This is a genomic window from Pseudomonas sp. YY-1 (genome assembly GCF_002843095.1).
GTDB classification, from domain to species: Bacteria; Pseudomonadota; Gammaproteobacteria; order Pseudomonadales; family Pseudomonadaceae; genus Aquipseudomonas; species Aquipseudomonas sediminis_A.
In genome coordinates this window covers 169,031-185,637 of record NZ_PJLX01000004.1, presented here as the reverse complement: position 1 = coordinate 185,637, position 16,607 = coordinate 169,031, and the positions used below count along the sequence as shown (strand labels likewise).

14 protein-coding genes are annotated in these 16,607 nt (G+C 63.6%); 7 read left to right on the top strand and 7 right to left on the bottom strand.

Annotated elements, in window-relative coordinates; translation table 11 throughout:
* The first annotated feature begins 9 nt into the window (after positions 1–9).
* The 5 genes from CXP40_RS07685 (at position 10) to fdhA (ending at position 6,435) form a co-directional block, all read left to right on the top strand.
* Positions 10–336: a sarcosine oxidase subunit delta gene (locus CXP40_RS07685; protein ID WP_099525917.1), complete on the top strand. Its 327-nt coding sequence runs from the start codon at positions 10–12 to the stop codon at positions 334–336.
* Positions 333–3,356 (top strand): sarcosine oxidase subunit alpha, encoded by a 3,024-nt coding sequence (locus CXP40_RS07680; RefSeq protein ID WP_106733298.1) that lies wholly within the window; start codon positions 333–335, stop codon positions 3,354–3,356. The genes CXP40_RS07685 and CXP40_RS07680 overlap by 4 nt, the downstream gene beginning before the upstream one ends.
* A complete protein-coding gene (locus tag CXP40_RS07675; protein WP_106733297.1) occupies positions 3,349–3,978 on the top strand; it encodes a sarcosine oxidase subunit gamma in 630 nt (209 codons plus the stop codon). The genes CXP40_RS07680 and CXP40_RS07675 overlap by 8 nt, the downstream gene beginning before the upstream one ends.
* A 134-nt stretch (positions 3,979–4,112) precedes the next feature.
* Positions 4,113–4,976, top strand: a complete 864-nt coding sequence (purU, locus tag CXP40_RS07670) for a formyltetrahydrofolate deformylase (protein WP_106733296.1) — start codon at positions 4,113–4,115, stop codon at positions 4,974–4,976.
* Positions 4,977–5,235: 259 nt separating this feature from the next.
* Positions 5,236–6,435, top strand: coding sequence for a formaldehyde dehydrogenase, glutathione-independent (fdhA, locus tag CXP40_RS07665; RefSeq protein WP_021490386.1), 1,200 nt, complete (start codon positions 5,236–5,238; stop codon positions 6,433–6,435).
* Between the two features lie 161 nt (positions 6,436–6,596).
* Here fdhA and CXP40_RS07660 read toward each other — a convergent pair whose 3' ends face one another.
* The 7 genes from CXP40_RS07660 to CXP40_RS07630 all read right to left on the bottom strand — a co-directional run bounded on the left by CXP40_RS07660 (position 6,597) and on the right by CXP40_RS07630 (position 14,476).
* The gene (locus CXP40_RS07660) at positions 6,597–7,919 is read right to left on the bottom strand and encodes a sigma-54 dependent transcriptional regulator (protein WP_106733295.1); all 1,323 of its coding nucleotides are present in this window, start codon (positions 7,917–7,919) and stop codon (positions 6,597–6,599) included.
* Entirely contained in the window at positions 7,916–9,799 is a 1,884-nt protein-coding gene (locus CXP40_RS07655) for an ATP-binding protein (protein ID WP_106733294.1), read from the bottom strand. The genes CXP40_RS07660 and CXP40_RS07655 overlap by 4 nt, the downstream gene beginning before the upstream one ends.
* 126 nt (positions 9,800–9,925) lie before the next feature.
* Positions 9,926–10,660 carry an amino acid ABC transporter ATP-binding protein gene (locus tag CXP40_RS07650; protein ID WP_079782592.1) on the bottom strand — a complete coding sequence of 245 codons (735 nt, stop codon included), beginning with the start codon at positions 10,658–10,660 and terminating at the stop codon, positions 9,926–9,928.
* Positions 10,657–11,325 (bottom strand): amino acid ABC transporter permease, encoded by a 669-nt coding sequence (locus tag CXP40_RS07645; protein WP_166432422.1) that lies wholly within the window; start codon positions 11,323–11,325, stop codon positions 10,657–10,659. Before CXP40_RS07645 ends, CXP40_RS07650 begins: the two co-directional genes overlap by 4 nt.
* Positions 11,322–12,068: an amino acid ABC transporter permease gene (locus CXP40_RS07640; RefSeq protein ID WP_013717486.1), complete on the bottom strand. Its 747-nt coding sequence runs from the start codon at positions 12,066–12,068 to the stop codon at positions 11,322–11,324. The genes CXP40_RS07645 and CXP40_RS07640 overlap by 4 nt, the downstream gene beginning before the upstream one ends.
* Before the next feature lie 349 nt (positions 12,069–12,417).
* The gene (locus CXP40_RS07635) at positions 12,418–13,326 is read right to left on the bottom strand and encodes a glutamate/aspartate ABC transporter substrate-binding protein (RefSeq protein ID WP_106733293.1); all 909 of its coding nucleotides are present in this window, start codon (positions 13,324–13,326) and stop codon (positions 12,418–12,420) included.
* A gap of 256 nt (positions 13,327–13,582) precedes the next feature.
* The gene (locus tag CXP40_RS07630; RefSeq protein WP_106733292.1) at positions 13,583–14,476 is read right to left on the bottom strand and encodes an acyltransferase; all 894 of its coding nucleotides are present in this window, start codon (positions 14,474–14,476) and stop codon (positions 13,583–13,585) included.
* Between the two features lie 162 nt (positions 14,477–14,638).
* Between CXP40_RS07630 and CXP40_RS07625 the strand changes: the two genes are divergently transcribed.
* Both CXP40_RS07625 and CXP40_RS07620 read left to right on the top strand, forming a co-directional pair.
* The gene (locus CXP40_RS07625) at positions 14,639–15,877 is read left to right on the top strand and encodes an HD-GYP domain-containing protein (protein WP_106733291.1); all 1,239 of its coding nucleotides are present in this window, start codon (positions 14,639–14,641) and stop codon (positions 15,875–15,877) included.
* 87 nt (positions 15,878–15,964) lie between these two features.
* On the top strand, positions 15,965–16,474 hold the full coding sequence (locus CXP40_RS07620; protein WP_099525906.1) for an ATP-dependent zinc protease: 510 nt from the start codon (positions 15,965–15,967) through the stop codon (positions 16,472–16,474).
* Positions 16,475–16,607 lie beyond the last annotated feature (133 nt).

The following is a 16,607-nucleotide window of genomic DNA, read 5'->3' as shown; positions in this document are numbered from 1 at the left end:
AGACCCGCCATGCTGCACATCTTCTGCCCCTACTGTGGCGAACTGCGCTCCGAAGAGGAATTCCACGCCAAGGGCCAGGCGCACATCGCGCGCCCGCTCGATCCCGATGCCTGCAGTGATGCGGAGTGGGGCGAGTACATGTTCTTCCGCGACAACCCGCGCGGCATTCACCATGAGCTGTGGGTGCACGCGGCCGGTTGCCGCAAGTATTTCAACGTCACCCGCCACACCGTGACCTACGAGATCCTCGAGACCTACAAGGTCGGTGAGAAGCCTTCGGTCACCGCGGCCGCGGCCACCGACAAGCAAGCCGTGGCAGAAGGAGTAACGGCATGAGCCAGGTCAATCGTCTTGCCAAGGGTGGTCGCATCGACCGCAGCCAGGCGCTGAGTTTCACCTTCAATGGCCAGACCTATCAGGGCTTCGCCGGCGACAGCCTGGCCGCCGCGTTGCTGGCCAACGGCGTCGACATCGTCGGTCGCAGCTTCAAGTATTCGCGTCCACGCGGCATCGTCGCTGCGGGCGCGGAAGAGCCCAACGCCGTGCTGCAGATCGGCTCCACCGAGGCGGCGCAGATTCCCAACGTGCGCGCCACCCAGCAGGCGCTGTACAGCGGCCTGGTGGCCAGCAGCACCAACGGCTGGCCGAGCGTCAATACCGACCTGATGGGCATCCTCGGCAAGGTCGGCGGCGGCATGATGCCGCCCGGTTTCTACTACAAGACCTTCATGTATCCGCAGAACCTGTGGATGACCTACGAGAAGTACATCCGCAAGGCCGCCGGCCTGGGCCGTTCGCCCACCGAGGTCGACCCGGATATCTATGACCAGATGAACCAGCACTGCGACGTGCTGATCGTCGGCGCCGGCCCTGCCGGTCTCGCTGCCGCATTGGCGGCCGGCCGCAGCGGTGCGCGGGTAATCCTCGCCGATGAACAGGAAGAGTTCGGTGGCAGCCTGCTCGACACCCGCGACACCCTGGATGGCAAGCCTGCCGCCGAATGGGTAGCGCAGGCCATCGCCGAGCTGAAGGCGCTGCCGGAAGTCACCCTGCTGCCACGCGCCACAGTCAACGGTTACCACGACCACAACTTCCTCACCATCCATCAGCGCCTGACCGATCACCTCGGTGAAGTCGCACCGATGGGGCAGGCTCGCCAGCGTATGCACCGCGTCCGCGCCAAGCGCGTGGTATTGGCCAGCGGTGCCCATGAGCGGCCGCTGGTGTACGCCAACAACGATGTGCCCGGCAACATGCTGGCTGGCGCCGTGTCGACTTACGTCCGCCGTTATGGCGTGGCACCGGGGCAGGAACTGGTGCTGTCGACCAACAACGATTATGCCTACCGCGTGGTGCTCGACTGGCTCGATGCCGGGCGTAAGGTGGTGGCTGTCGCCGATGCACGCAGCAATCCGCGTGGCGCCTGGGTCGAGGAAGCACGTGCACGTGGCGTGCGCATTCTCACCGGCAGCGCGGTGGTCGAGGCGCGCGGTAGCAAGCGCGTCACCGGCGCGCGTATCTGCGCCATCGACACCAAGGCACACAAGGTCACCAGCCCCGGTGAAGTGCTGGACTGCGACCTGATCGTCAGCTCCGGCGGCTATAGCCCGGTGGTGCACCTGGCTTCGCACCTGGGCGGTCGCCCGGAGTGGCGTGAAGACATCCTCGGTTTCGTGCCGGGGCCGGGTAACGGTATCCAGCAGCGCATCGACGCCGGTGCGGTGAATGGCGTGTTCGCCCTCGGCGACGTGCTCGCCAATGGTTTCGAGGCCGGCGCCAAGGCAGCTGCCGAGGCTGGTTACAAGGCCGTCAGCGGCAGCCTGCCGCAGGCCGAGGCGCGCCAGGAAGAGCCGATGCTGGCGCTGTTCCAAGTGCCGCACGACAAGTCAACGGCGCGTGCGCCCAAGCAGTTCGTCGACCTGCAGAACGACGTCACCGCCGCCGGTATCGAGCTGGCGACGCGTGAGGGCTTCGAGTCGGTCGAGCACGTCAAACGCTACACCGCACTGGGCTTCGGCACCGACCAGGGCAAGCTGGGCAACATCAACGGCCTGGCCATCGCCGCGCGTTCGATGGGCATCAGCATCATGCAAATGGGCACCACCATGTTCCGTCCGAATTACACGCCGGTGACTTTCGGCGCCGTGGCCGGTCGCCACTGTGGTGAGCTGTTCGATGCCAAGCGCTACACCGCGATGCAGGCCTGGCACCTGAAGAACGGCGCCGAGTTCGAGGACGTCGGCCAGTGGAAGCGCCCCTGGTACTTCCCGAAAAATGGCGAGGACCTGCATGCTGCCGTGGCCCGCGAATGTCTGGCCGTGCGCAACAGCGTGGGTATTCTCGATGCTTCCACCCTGGGCAAGATCGACATCCAGGGCCCGGATGCGCGTGAGTTCCTCAACCGTGTCTACACCAACGCCTGGACCAAGCTGGACGTAGGCAAGGCGCGCTACGGTCTGATGTGCAAGGAAGACGGCATGGTCTTCGACGACGGCGTCACCGCCTGTCTGGCCGACAACCATTTCGTCATGACCACCACCACCGGCGGCGCTGCCCGCGTGATGGAGTGGCTGGAGATCTACCACCAGACCGAATGGCCGGAGCTGAAGGTGTACTTCACCTCGGTCACCGACCACTGGGCGACCATGACCCTGTCCGGTCCCAACAGCCGCAAGCTGCTGGCCAAGGTCACCGACATCGACCTGGACAAGGACGCCTTCCCCTTCATGAGCTGGAAGGAAGGCCTGGTCGGCGGCGTGCCGGCGCGGGTGTTCCGCATCTCCTTCACCGGTGAGCTGAGCTATGAAGTGAACGTGCAGGCCGACTACGCCCTGGGCGTGTGGGAGCAGATCATCGAAGCCGGCAAGGAGTTCGACCTGACCCCCTACGGCACCGAGACCATGCACGTGCTGCGGGCGGAGAAGGGCTTCATCATCGTCGGTCAGGACACCGACGCCTCGGTGACCCCGGACGATCTGAACATGGGCTGGTGCGTCGGCCGCACCAAGCCGTTCTCCTGGATCGGCAAGCGCGGCATGAACCGCGACGACTGCCTGCGCGAAGACCGCAAACAGCTTGTGGGGCTGAAACCGGTCAACCCGAACCAGGTGCTGCCGGAAGGCGCGCAGTTGGTGTTCGACCCGAAACAGTCCATCCCGATGCAGATGGTCGGCCACGTCACCTCCAGCTACATGAGCGCGGCGATGGGTTACAGCTTCGCCATGGCGGTGGTCAAGGGCGGTCTCAAGCGCATGGGCGAGCGTGTGTTCGCGCCGCTGGCCGATGGCAGCCTGATCGAAGCCGAAATCTGCAGCTCCGTGTTCTATGACCCGAAAGGGGATCGCCAGAATGTCTAACGTCAACGTCTACCAACAACGTCCCGCCGACATCGCCGGGCAGTCGCCGCTGCATCACGCCGGCCTGCATGAGCTGGTTGGCAAGGGGCGCAAGAACGCCGGCATCACCCTGCGCGAGAAGAAACTGCGCGGGCATCTGGTCATTCGTGGTGATGCCAAGGACGCTGGTTTCTCCGGCGGTGTGTACAAGGCCTTGGGCCTGGAGCTGCCGGTGGCGCTGACGCTGGTGGCCGATGGCGACACCTCGTTGCAGTGGCTGGGCCCGGATGAGTGGCTGCTGATCGTGCCTGGCGGCAGCGAGTTCGAGGTCGAGCGCAAGCTGCGCACGGCGCTGGATGGTCAGCATTTCTCGGTGGTCAACGTCAGCGGCGGGCAAACCCTGCTGGAGCTGTCCGGGCCGAAGGTGCGCGAGCTGCTGATGAAGTCCAGCAGCTATGACGTGCACCCGAGCAACTTCCCGGTCGGCAAGGCGGTAGGCACCGTGTTCGCCAAGTCGCAGCTGGTGATTCGCCACACCGGCGAGGAGACCTGGGAACTGGTGATCCGCCGCAGCTTCTCCGACTACTTCTGGCTGTGGCTGCAGGATGCCAGTGCCGAGTATGGGTTGGCGGTCGAGGCCTGATATCGAACGGCTCCCTCCCCCCTCTGGGGAGAGGGTTGGGGAGAGGGGAAGGGCGGATCGCGTTGTACCGGCGGCCCTCTCCCCCGGCCCCTCTCCCGCAAGCGGGAGAGGGGTGAAAATCATCGGAGTTTGTTATGAGCCGCACCCCCGACACCTGGATTCTCACCGCCCATTGTCCGAGCGTGCTCGGCACCGTGGACGCGGTGACGCGCTTTCTCTTCGAGCAGCGCTGCTACGTCACCGAGCACCACAGTTTCGATGATCGGCTGTCCTCGCGCTTTTTCATCCGCGTCGAGTTCCGCCAACCGCAGGACTTCGACGAGGCCGCCTTCCGCGCCGGCGTGGCCGAGCGTCTGGCGCCCTTCGACATGCAGGTCGAGCTGACCCCGCCGGGCTACCGCGCCAAGGTGGTGCTGATGGTGTCCAAGGCTGACCATTGTCTGAACGATCTGCTGTATCGCCAGCGTATCGGCCAACTGGCCATGGACGTGGTGGCGGTGGTGTCCAACCATCCCGACCTCGAGCCGCTGGCGCGCTGGCACGGCATTCCCTACCACCATTTCCCGCTCGATCCGGCTGACAAGCCGGCGCAGGAGCGCAAGGTGCTACAGGTGATCGAGGACACCGGTGCGGAGCTGGTGGTGCTCGCCCGCTACATGCAGGTGCTGTCGCCCGAGCTGTGCCGCAAGCTGGACGGCTGGGCGATCAATATTCATCACTCGCTGCTGCCCGGCTTCAAGGGCGCCAAACCCTATCACCAGGCCTACCAGAAGGGCGTTAAGCTGGTTGGCGCCACGGCGCACTACATCAACAACGACCTCGACGAGGGGCCGATCATCGCCCAGGGCGTGGAGGCGGTGGATCACGCCCACTACCCCGAAGACCTGATCGCCAAGGGTCGCGACATCGAATGCCTGACCCTGGCCCGCGCGGTCGGTTATCACATCGAGCGCCGCGTGTTCCTCAATGCCAACCGTACGGTGGTGCTCAACGCCTGACGCAGCGCTGAACCGAATATTGGTTGGTGCGCACGGCGCACCCTACGGTAACGACCTCACTCGTAGGGTGCGCCGTGCGCACCGGGTCCAAAGCTAGAACATCGGTGCGCATGGCCTAGGCGGCCCCGCGACACCCTACGGAAATCGCCCTGCCAGGTTTCACCGGCGGTTTCCGGCAACAGACGCAACAAGCTCCAGTGCAAGGCCGCGCGGCCAGTCGGTCGCGTCTTGTGTCCACAACAAGAAAGGAGAGTTACGCATGTCTGGTAATCGTGGTGTGGTTTATCTCGGTACGGGCAAGGTCGAAGTACAGAAGATCGACTACCCGAAAATGCAGGACCCGCGCGGCAAGAAGATCGAGCACGGGGTCATCCTGAAAGTCGTTTCCACCAATATCTGCGGCTCCGACCAGCACATGGTGCGTGGCCGTACCACTGCGCAGGTCGGCCTGGTGCTGGGCCACGAGATCACCGGTGAGGTGATCGAAAAGGGCCGCGACGTCGAACGTTTGCAGATCGGTGATCTGGTGTCGGTGCCCTTCAACGTCGCCTGCGGTCGCTGCCGTTCGTGCAAGGAGCAGCACACCGGAGTGTGCCTGACCGTCAACCCGGCGCGTGCCGGCGGCGCCTACGGCTACGTCGACATGGGCGACTGGACCGGCGGCCAGGCCGAGTACGTGCTGGTGCCTTACGCCGACTTCAACCTACTCAAGTTGCCGGATCGCGACAAGGCCATGGAGAAAATTCGCGATCTGACCTGCCTGTCCGACATCCTGCCCACCGGCTACCACGGCGCGGTCACTGCCGGCGTTGGGCCAGGCAGTACAGTGTATATCGCTGGCGCGGGCCCAGTCGGTCTGGCCGCTGCCGCCTCGGCGCGCCTGCTGGGTGCTGCGGTGGTGATCGTCGGTGACGTCAACCCAACGCGCCTGGCTCATGCCAAGGCTCAAGGGTTCGAAATCGCCGACCTGTCCAAGGACACCCCGCTGCACGAGCAGATCGCTGATCTGCTGGGTGAGCCGGAAGTGGATTGCGCGGTCGACGCCGTGGGCTTCGAAGCCCGTGGTCACGGCCATGCCGGTGCCCAGCAGGAGGCGCCGGCAACGGTGCTCAACTCGCTGATGGGCGTCGTGCGCGTAGCCGGCAAAATCGGTATTCCTGGCCTGTACGTGACCGAAGATCCGGGCGCAGTGGACGCTGCGGCGAAGATCGGCTCCTTAAGCATTCGCTTCGGCCTCGGCTGGGCCAAGTCGCACAGCTTCCACACCGGCCAGACGCCGGTGATGAAATACAACCGCGCGCTGATGCAGGCGATCATGTGGGACCGCATCAACATCGCCGAAGTGGTCGGTGTGCAGGTCATCAGCCTGGATGACGCGCCGCGTGGCTACGGCGAATTCGATGCCGGCGTGCCGAAGAAATTCGTCATCGACCCGCACAAGACCTTCAGTGCAGCGTGACGGCGTGACCTGGGTTTAGTCCCAGGTCGCTAACGTTCACGGCAAAGGCGCAGTTGTTGGCGTCTTCTTTCGGGAGCCTTCGGGCTCCCTCTTTGTTTGTCACGAGGCCGTTGCGGCCTTGCCTTTTTCGCGGCTGAAGCCGCTCCTGCCAGGGGCCGCGGTTATTGCAGCCCGTACTTCTTCACCTTGTCGAACAGCGTGGTCTTGGCCAGGCCCAGTGCCTGCGCCGCCTGGCTGAGGTTGCCGGCGTGGCGCTCCAGGGCCGCGCCCAGCAGGTTGCGCTCGAAGGCCTCCACTGCTTCGTTGAAGCCCAGCGCGTTGCTGTCGGCCTGGCCGCTTTTCTTGAATACCGGCAAGCCCAGGGCGAAGCGCTCGGCGACGTTACGCAGTTCGCGCACGTTGCCCGGCCAGTCGTGGGCGGTCAGCGCCGCCAGGGTGTGCCGGTCCAGCTCCGGTGTGCCACGGTCGAAACGCAGCGCGGCGAGTTGCAGGAAGTGCTCGAATAGCAGAGCGATGTCCTCGCGGCGTTCGCGTAGCGGCGGCAGTTCCAGGGTCACCACGTTGAGCCGGTAGTAGAGGTCGCTGCGAAACTCACCGCGCCTGCCCAGCTCATCGAGGTCGGATTTGGTGGCGGCGATCACCCGGCAGTCGACGTTGATCGACTGGTTCGAGCCGAGGCGTTCCAGGCTGTGTTCCTGCAGCACGCGCAGCAGTTTGATCTGCAGTCCCAGCGGCATGCTCTCGATCTCGTCGAGGAACAGGCTGCCGCCGTCGGCGTGTTCGATCTTGCCGATGCGCCGTTTGCCAGCGCCGGTGAAGGCGTGGGCTTCATGGCCGAAAATTTCGCTCTCGAACAGGCTCTCCGGCAGGCCGCCGCAGTTCAGTGCGACGAACTGCTTGCTCTGCCGCCGGCTGAAGTCGTGCAGGCAGCGTGCGACCAGTTCCTTGCCGGTGCCGGTCTCGCCCTCGATCAGCACGTTGGCGTTGGTGTCGGCGACGTTGGCGATCAGTTCGCGCAGCTGCTGCATGGCCGGCGAGCGGCCGATGATGCGCTGCTCCAGTGCTTGGCGGCCGGCCAGTTGGCGGCGCAGGGCGCTGACCTCGCGGGCCAGGCTGCGCTGTTCCAGAGCGCGGCGCACGACGTCGACCAGGCGCTCGGGGGAGAAGGGTTTCTCCATGAAATCGTAGGCACCGTCACGCATCGCACTGACTGCCATGCCGATGTCGCCGTGGCCGGTAATCAGCACCACCGGCAGGCTCGGGTCGCGCCGCTTGAGGCGGGTAAGCAATTCCAGGCCGTCGATGCCGGGCAGACGGATGTCGCTGATGACGATGCCGGCGAAGTCCTCGTCGACGCGCTGCAGGGCCTCTTCGGCGCTGCCTACACCGATGCTGTCGATGTCTTCCAGGGCCAGTGCCTGCTGGCAACCGAGCAGCACATGGGGATCGTCTTCGACGATCAGGACGGTGAGGCTGTCGCTCATGCTTTGGGCTCCCGCGGGTAGGGCAGGCTGAGGATGAAGGCGGTGCCGCCCTCGTCCGGGTGGCGAACGGTGAGGCTGCCGCCTGCTGCTGCGGCCAGGCTGGCGGACAGGGTCAGGCCGAGGCCCAGGCCCTGTTCACCGGGTTTGGTGGTGAAGAACGGCTCGAACAGATGCGCGCGGGTTTCCGGGGCGATGCCAGGGCCATTGTCGCGCACTTCCAGCTGGTAGCCGTCGGCATCCGCCGTGCCGCTCAGCCACAGCTGGCGGTCGACCTGGTTGCGCATGGCGTCGAGGGCGTTGCTGATCAGGTTGACCAGAATCTGCTCCAGGCGAATCTGTTCGATGGCCAGGCGTACGTCGGCCTGCTCTGGGTCTAGATAGTCGCGATGAATGGTCATGCTGGTGCGTTGCAGGCGCGGATGCAGGAGCATGACGGCGGCGTCGACCGCCTGGCTCAGCGAGGCCTCGCCGCTATCGCCGGCACGACGGGCGAAGGCGCGCAGACTGCCGGTGATCTTGCCCATGCGGTCGACCAGTTCGCCGATGTTCTGCAGGTTGCTGCTGGCGATATCCAGGGCGCCGCGCTGGAGGAAGCGCACGGTGTTGCCGGACAGCGTACGCAGTGCCGCCAGTGGCTGATTCAGCTCGTGGGCGATGCTGGTGGACATCTGCCCGATCACCGCCAGCTTGCCGGCTTGCACCAGTTCGTCCTGAGCCTGGCGCAAGGTGGTTTCGGCCTGCTGGCGCTCGCGCACCTCGGCCTGCAGGCGTTCATTGCTGGCCTGCAGATCGGCGGTGCGCTCGGTGATCTTGCGTTCCAGTTCGTCGTTGGCCGCCTGCAGCGCCTCGCGGGCCGCCAGGCGGGTGGCGATGACCTTGCGCCGCTCGTTCCAGGCGATCAGCAGAAAGGCCAGCAGGGCTGCCGCCACGGCCGCCAGCATGCCGTGGCTCATGGCGGCGCTGCGCTGTTCCTGCAGCGGGCTGAGCAGGGTCAGGTGCCAGGGCGTGTCTTCCAGGCGGCGGGTCTGCAACAGGTAGTTGGCGGGTACGCCGGCGGTGGCGAAGCTGACCTGTTCGATGCCGTCGTCCACTGGCGAGCGGTTGAACAGCTGCAGCTCTTCCAGCGCCGCCCAGTGGTACTGCAGGCTGCGCGCCAGGCGCTCCTTGGTGGCTTCGTCGAGCGGGCGCACGGATTTGAGGCGCACCATCGGATCGCTGGCGAGGATGATGATGCCGTTCTCGTCACTGACGTAGGCTTCCAGCAGGGCACGCTGCCAGCGCTCCTCGAGCGCGTCGAGCCGTACCTTGACCACCGCCACGCCGATGATGCGATCGCCGTCGCGCAGGCCATGGGCCAGGTAGTAACCGGGTTCGCCGGTGGTGCTGCCGATGCCGTAGAAACGGCCCGGGCGGCCCTCGATGGCGTCCTGGTAATAGGCGCGGAACGACAGATCTTCGCCCAGGTAGCTGTCGGCCTCGTCCCAGTTGCTGGTGGCGATCACCCGGCCGTCCGGGTCGAGCACGTAGATGGCCAGGCTGCCGCTGCGCTCGTTGAGGCCCTGCAGGTACATGTTGACGTGATGACGGCGGTAGGCCGTGGGCGCCAGCAACAAGCGCGAGACGTTGCCTTCCAGCTCCAGCAGGCTGGGCAGGTAGGTGTATTTGGTGATTTCGCTTTCTACGGCGCGGGCGTTGAGCTCCAGCTGGCGCTCACCGTTCTCGGCCAGCGTACGGATGCCGGCGCGATCGCTGATGTGATAGCCGGCGTAGCCGCAGCCGAGCACCAGCAGCAGGAACAGCAGAATCAGCGACAGGTGACGGAGCAGGCGCGGTTTCACGGTCAGGTCGGCGCGTGGAGGGACGGGCAGGCATTGCATCATAGTCCTCCCCAGACTGGCCAGGTACCCGAGGTAGGGTGCGCCGCGCGCACCGGCTTGTGGTGCGGAGGCATTGGTGCGCACAGCGCACCCTACCAAGCCCGGATGCAATCCGGGGCCATATGTCGTTCAGTGCTGGAGGATCTTCGCCAGGAACTGCTGGGCGCGCTCGGAGCGGGCGTTGATGTCGCCGAAGAACTCCTCCTTGGGGCAGTCCTCGACGATCTGCCCGGCGTCCATGAAGATCACCCGGTCGGCGACCTTGCGGGCGAAGCCCATCTCATGGGTCACGCACATCATGGTCATGCCTTCGTGGGCCAGCTGCACCATGACGTCGAGCACTTCGTTGACCATTTCCGGGTCGAGCGCCGAGGTCGGTTCATCGAACAGCATCACCACCGGGTCCATGGCCAGGGCACGGGCAATGGCGACGCGCTGTTGCTGACCACCGGAGAGCTGACCCGGGTGCTTGTGCGCATGGGCGGCCAGGCCTACGCGGTCGAGCAGGGCCAGGCCCTTCTTCTCGGCCTCGGCCTTGCTGCGACCGAGCACTTTGATCTGGGCGATGGTCAGGTTCTCAGTGATGGTCAGGTGCGGGAACAGCTCGAAGTGCTGGAACACCATGCCAACGCGCGAGCGCAGTTTGGGCAGGTTGGTCTTCTTGTCGGCGATGGAGGTACCGTCGACGTTGATGTCGCCCTGCTGGAAGGGCTCGAGCGCGTTGACGCACTTGATCAGGGTCGACTTGCCCGAACCGGACGGCCCGCACACCACGACCACTTCGCCTTTCTTCACATCGGTGCTGCAATTGGTCAGCACCTGGAAGTCCCCGTACCACTTGTTGACGTTCTGGATGGAAATCATACGGCTAACCTTTTTTGCAGGAGCTTGACCAGGCGCGAGGCGGCGAAGCTGATGGTGAAGTAGACCAGGCCGGCGAAGATCAGAAATTCATGGGGCTGGCCGATGATGTCGCCACGCGAACGAGCGGCGTTGAGGAAGTCCATCAGGCCCACGGTGTACACCAGCGAGGTGTCCTGAAAGAGGATGATGCTCTGCTGCAGCAGCAATGGCGTCATCTTGCGGAACGCCTGCGGCAGGATGATCAGGCGCATGCTTTGCCCGTAGGTCATGCCCAGGGCCGAGGCGGCGCCCATCTGGCCCTTGGGGATGGCCTGGATGCCGGCGCGGACGATCTCGCAGAAGTACGCCGCCTCGAACATCACGAAGGCGACCAGGCACGAACTGAACGCGCCCACCGGGGTGTCCTCGCCGGTGATCCAGCGCAGGATGAACGGCACCGCGAAGTAGAACCAGGTGATCACCAGCAGCAACGGGATCGAGCGGAAGTAGTTGACGTAGGTCGCGGCGATGTTCGACAGCAGCTTGCTGTGCGACAGGCGCATCAGCGCCAGCAGGGTGCCCAGCACCACGCCGCCGAGCACGCCGAGCACCATCAGTTGCAGGGTCACCAGCATGCCGTCCCACAGGCCCGGCAGAGCAGGGATGATCTGACTGAAGTCCATCATTTACCCCCTACGGAAATCAGGCCGGGCACGGCGACCTTCTTCTCGATCATGCGCATGATCATCATCAGGCTCATGTTCAAGGTGAAGTAGATCAGCGTGGCCAGGGTGAAGGCTTCGAACAGGTTGGCGCTGAACTCGGCGGTCTGCTTGGTTTGCGCCAGCAGTTCCATCAGGCCGATCAGCGACGCCACCGAGGAGTTCTTGAAAATGTTGAGGAACTCGCTGGTGAGCGGCGGAATGATGATGCGGTAGGCCTGCGGCAACAGCACGTTGGTGTAGATCTGCGGCAGGCGGAAACCCATGGCGTAGGCCGCGGCGGTCTGGCCCTTGGGCAACGCCTCGATGCCGGTGCGTACCTGTTCGCAGACTCGCGCCGCGGTGAACAGGCCAAGGCACACCACTACCGAGAGGTAGGCTGAGGTAGCCGGGTTGAGGTCCTGCTTGAACCACAGCTCCAGCGGCTCGGGCAGCAGGTCCGGCACCAGGAAGTACCAGAGGAACAGCTGCACCAGCAGCGGCACGTTGCGGAAGATTTCCACGTAGGCGGTGGCCAGACCGGACAGCCAGCGGTTCGGCAGGGTCCGCATCACGCCGAGCAGCGAGCCCAGCGCCAGGGCGATGATCCAGCCGGCCAGGGCGATGGCGATGGTCCAGCCCAGGCCGGTGATGAACCAGTCCAGGTAGGTTTCGCTGCCGATGCCGGTGGACTTGAAGTAGATGCCCCAGTCCCAGTTGTAATTCATTGCAGTTTCCCTCTTGTGAGGAAACGATCTGCTGCGCGTCGGCTCTGCTGCGTTAAAAGCAGATTCGGAATGCTCATGTGCTACAGCACACTCCGCTTCCTCATCTGTTTTACTCGCTGGCGCTCGCCCTTCGGGCCAGCCTTTGGCTGTTACTCCCGTTGGTCGTTGCGCCTTGCATAGCTCTAGCTCGCGAGATCGTGGATATGTTTCTACTTTGACGAAGGCAAGAGCTGCCCGTATCCGCCTGGGCGGATGGTCTCGGCTTCGTCAGAAATTAGGTTGGGGAAGCCATTGGCTTCCCCGGGGTCCCCGCGCCGTTAGGCCTTGTGAGCGTGGCGGCGCATCACCGTCAGATCTGTTCTGCAGATTTGTCGGTCGGATTGGCGATCAGCTTCTTCAGCTCGTCGCTCATGGGGAAATTCAGGTTCAGGCCCTTCGGTGGGACGGGCTGCTGGAACCACTTGTTGTAGATATCGTTGATCTCGCCGGAGGCGAAGGTGGCGCTGATGGCCTTGTCGACCACTTGCTTGAAGCCAGCGTCGCCCTTGCGCACCATGCAGCCGTAGATCTCGAAGGATTGCGGGGTGCCGACCACGGCCCAGTCATCGGGCTTCTTGGCCTTGGCCATTTCGCCCGCGAGGAGGGCGTCGTCCATCATGAAGGCGACGGCGCGGTTGGATTCGAGCATCAGGAAGGACTCGCCGTGATCCTTGGCGGAAATCACGTTCATGCCCATCTTCTTCTCGGCGTTCATCGACTTGATCAGGCGCTCGGAGGTGGTACCAGCGGTGGTCACCACGTTCTTGCCTTTGAGGTCGTCGAAATCGTTGATGCCGCTGGTCTTCTTGGCCAGCAGGCGGGTGCCCACTTCGAAGATGCCAACCGAGAAATCGACCTGCTGCTGACGCTCGATGTTGTTGGTGGTGGAGCCGCACTCCAGATCGACGGTGCCGTTCTGCACCAGCGGGATACGGGTTTGCGAGGTCACCAGGTTGTAGCGCACCTTGAGGTCCGGCAAGCCCAGTTCCTGCTTGATCGCCTCGACTACCTTCAACTGCAGGTCATGGGAGTAACCGATCGGCTGGCGCGAGTTGTCGCCGAAGTAGGAGAAGGGAATGGACGAGTCACGGTGGCCCAGGGTGATGGTGCCGCTTTCCTTGATCTTCTTCAGGGTGCCGGTCAGTTCCTCGGCGATCACCGGAGTGGAAAGGAAGGCGGCGGCAATGGCCACGCTCAGTACACGGTGGAAGGTACGCATGAATCGAGTCCTCGATGTTGTTGTTGTGATGGCGGGTACGCCACTTTGCTCATGGAAGGTCTACTGCATTCCTGTAGTGACTTGAGCAGGTTGTGTGCCAGCACTTTCGAGGGTTTCGATATTTATTTATCTAGTTGATTTTTAACGGTTTTATTTTTGTCTCTGAATGCTCGTAGACGCTTGTCCGTTCGCCCTTCCGACTAAACCTGTGCGGCTGTATTCGGAAATCCGAACGGCCTCCGGCCCTGTACTCCTGCTAGCCGTGGTTCTCGCTGCGCAACTGTTCGATGCGTTTGTCCTTGGCTAGCCACAGGTCCGATACCCAGTCCTGCACCTGCTGGCGGAAACCCGGGTCGTTCTCGTAGTCGCCCTGGTACAGCGCCGGGTCCAGTTCGAGGGTCTGGATATCCATGATCACCTTCGGCACCTGGCCGCTGAGCAAGGCCCAGAAGCCCGGCACCTGCTTGCCGGGATATACCAGCGTGACGTCCAGCACGGCGTCGATCTGTTCACCCAGGGTGGCGAGTACGAACGCCACGCCGCCGGCCTTGGGCTTGAGCAGGTAGCGGTAGGGCGACTGCTGCTGCGCCTGCTTGGCCGGGGTGAAGCGGGTGCCCTCCAGGTAGTTGACCACGGTGACCGGCAGGCGCTTGAACTTCTCGCAGGCGGCCTTGGTGATCTCGAGGTCCTTGCCCTTCATATGCGGGTTCTTCTGCAGAAAGGCCTTGGAGTAACGTTTCATGAAGGGGTAATCGAGTGCCCAGAAGGCCAGGCCGAGAAAGGGCACCCAGATCAGCTGCTGCTTGAGGAAGAACTTGAAGTAGGGCGTCTTGCGGTTGAAGGCCTGCACCAGGGCAGGAATGTCGACCCAGGACTGGTGGTTGCTGATCACCAGGTAGGAGCGATCGCTGCGCAGCTCGGCGTTGCCGCGAATGTCCCAGTGAGTCGGGGTGAGCAGGGCGAAGATGCGCTTGCAGTTCTCCGCCCAGAATTCGGCCACCCACATCACCCCGCGTGAGCAGGTGTCGCGGGCGCTCTGTCCGGGTAACACGAGCTTGGCGAGGGCGATCAGCAGCAGCGGACCGATCAGGACCAGGGTGTTGGCGAGCAGCAAAACGATGTTGGCTAGGCCGGTCAGCAGAGGGCGCATGTCGACTCCATGGCGGGCGGTGAGCGGACATCTTATGCAAGCGCAACAATTTGCTCAAAGCTCCACCCACTGGCCTATTGCCAGATCAGTATCTATAAGCCAATGATCGTCACCACGGGACATCCTGCCCACGGAAGGCGCTTCAACCTGCCGGTACGCACCATGCTCAAACGGATCGCCGTCGCTGATCTACGCGTCGGAATGTTCATTCAGGAATTCTGCGGCTCCTGGATGGATCATCCCTTCTGGAAGTCCAAATTTCTTCTCAACTCCGAAAGAGATCTCGCTCGTATTCGCGATAGTGCGATCAGCGAGCTGTGGATCGATGTCAGCAAGGGCACCGATGTCGCCGCTGGTGTCCATGCCGCTACCGAGGCTGAGGTCCAATGCGAGGCTGAGGCCCGCCTGTTGGCGGCCATCGAACCGCCCAAGGTCAAGGCACTGTCGATGGAGCAGGAACTGGAGAATGCGGTGAAGCTCTGCGCGCGCTCCAAGCAGGCGGTAATGGACATGTTCAGCGATGCGCGCATGGGCCAGGCGCTGCAGTTCGAGCAGGCCGAGTCGCTGGTCGAGGAAATTTCCGAGTCGGTGATGCGCCACCCCAATGCGCTGATCAGCCTGGCGCGACTCAAGCACAGCAACGAATACACCTATATGCACTCGGTGGCGGTCTGCGCCTTGATGATTGCCCTGGCGCGCCAGCTCGGTCTGCCCGAGGCCGCTGTGCGCGAGGCCGGGCTGGCCGGTTTGCTGCACGATATCGGCAAGATGGCCGTACCGCAGGAGCTGCTGGACAAGCCCGGCAAGCTCACCGACAACGAGTTCGCCAAGGTGCGCCGGCACCCGGAGGCTGGCGGCAATATCCTGATTGCCAGCAAGCAGGTCAGCGCTCTGGTTCTCGACGTGTGCCTGCATCACCACGAGAAGGTCGACGGCAGCGGCTATCCGCATCATCTGCAAGGTGACCAGATCAGCCTGCTGGCAAAGATGGGCGCGGTCTGCGACGTGTACGACGCGATCACCTCCAATCGCCCCTACAAGCAGGGCTGGGACCCGGCCGAGTCGATCCGCAAGATGGCCGAATGGAAGGGGCATTTCGACGAAGTGGTGTTCCAGGCCTTCGTCAAGACCGTCGGCATCTATCCGGTCGGCGCCCTGGTGCGTCTGCAAAGTGGACGCCTGGCGGTGGTCATGGAGCAGAATCCCAAGGCGTTGCTGGCGCCCAGGGTCAAGGTGTTCTTCTCGGCCAAGTCGCGTTTGCCGCTGCCGCAGAGCGTCGTCGACCTGAGCAAGATCACCGACCAGGATCGCATCGTCGGGCGTGAATCGGCCGAGGAGTGGGGTTTCGAGCGGCTCGACGAGCTGTGGAGTGGGGTGGATCTGGAGGGGCGCGGCCGCTAGTTTGCAGCACGTTGTAACGCTTCTGGCGGAACATGCCAGGCGCATGGCAGTCGTAGGTTCGGTCACCGCAAACGAGAGGACCTAACCTTGAAATACGCTCTGCTCCTGCTGGCCGCCGCCATCAGTCTGCCGACCATGGCCGATGAACAACCGGACCTTTACGGCCGCTACGAACTGATCAAGCTCCCCGCTCTGGGCCAGACTCTCAAGGCCAAGATGGACACCGGCGCGATGACCGCCTCGCTATCGGCCAAGGACATCGAACCCTTCAAGCGCGATGGTGAGGATTGGGTGCGCTTCCGCCTGGCCGTCGATGGTGCTGAAGACAAGGTGTATGAACACCCGCTGGTACGCATCGCCGAGATCAAGAAGCGTACCGAAGAGAGCGACGCCGAGGTCAAGGAAGTCGCCTACTCGCAGCGCCCGGTGATCGAGATGCCGATCTGCCTGGGCGAGGAAGAGCGCACCATCGAGGTCAACCTGACCGACCGCAGCACTTTCAGCTATCCGCTGCTGATCGGTGCCAGCGCCATGCGCGATCTTGGTGCAGCAGTGGACCCGGCCGAGCGTTACACCCGCGATCGTCCCCAATGCTGAGTTAATTGTCGCATTTCGGAAAAGACTGATACCCATTGGCCATTACACTCGTCGTGAGTGCCCAGTATCGACTTCCTTGCCCATAAGGGCGCCGGGCCTGCTTTTTGCTTCATGCAATTCTTTGCCAGGCCTG

What these genes read in the sequence shown, in the direction of transcription:
- CXP40_RS07645 (WP_166432422.1), bottom strand. Translation starts at nt 11,325, where the DNA reads ATGATGGACTTCAGTCAGATCATCCCTGCTCTGCCGGGCCTGTGGGAC.
- fdhA (WP_021490386.1), top strand. Translation starts at nt 5,236, where the DNA reads ATGTCTGGTAATCGTGGTGTGGTTTATCTCGGTACGGGCAAGGTCGAA.
- CXP40_RS07680 (WP_106733298.1), top strand. Translation starts at nt 333, where the DNA reads ATGAGCCAGGTCAATCGTCTTGCCAAGGGTGGTCGCATCGACCGCAGC.
- CXP40_RS07630 (WP_106733292.1), bottom strand. Translation starts at nt 14,476, where the DNA reads ATGCGCCCTCTGCTGACCGGCCTAGCCAACATCGTTTTGCTGCTCGCC.
- CXP40_RS07650 (WP_079782592.1), bottom strand. Translation starts at nt 10,660, where the DNA reads ATGATTTCCATCCAGAACGTCAACAAGTGGTACGGGGACTTCCAGGTG.
- CXP40_RS07675 (WP_106733297.1), top strand. Translation starts at nt 3,349, where the DNA reads ATGTCTAACGTCAACGTCTACCAACAACGTCCCGCCGACATCGCCGGG.
- CXP40_RS07685 (WP_099525917.1), top strand. Translation starts at nt 10, where the DNA reads ATGCTGCACATCTTCTGCCCCTACTGTGGCGAACTGCGCTCCGAAGAG.
- CXP40_RS07625 (WP_106733291.1), top strand. Translation starts at nt 14,639, where the DNA reads ATGCTCAAACGGATCGCCGTCGCTGATCTACGCGTCGGAATGTTCATT.
- purU (WP_106733296.1), top strand. Translation starts at nt 4,113, where the DNA reads ATGAGCCGCACCCCCGACACCTGGATTCTCACCGCCCATTGTCCGAGC.
- CXP40_RS07640 (WP_013717486.1), bottom strand. Translation starts at nt 12,068, where the DNA reads ATGAATTACAACTGGGACTGGGGCATCTACTTCAAGTCCACCGGCATC.
- CXP40_RS07635 (WP_106733293.1), bottom strand. Translation starts at nt 13,326, where the DNA reads ATGCGTACCTTCCACCGTGTACTGAGCGTGGCCATTGCCGCCGCCTTC.
- CXP40_RS07655 (WP_106733294.1), bottom strand. Translation starts at nt 9,799, where the DNA reads ATGATGCAATGCCTGCCCGTCCCTCCACGCGCCGACCTGACCGTGAAA.
- CXP40_RS07660 (WP_106733295.1), bottom strand. Translation starts at nt 7,919, where the DNA reads ATGAGCGACAGCCTCACCGTCCTGATCGTCGAAGACGATCCCCATGTG.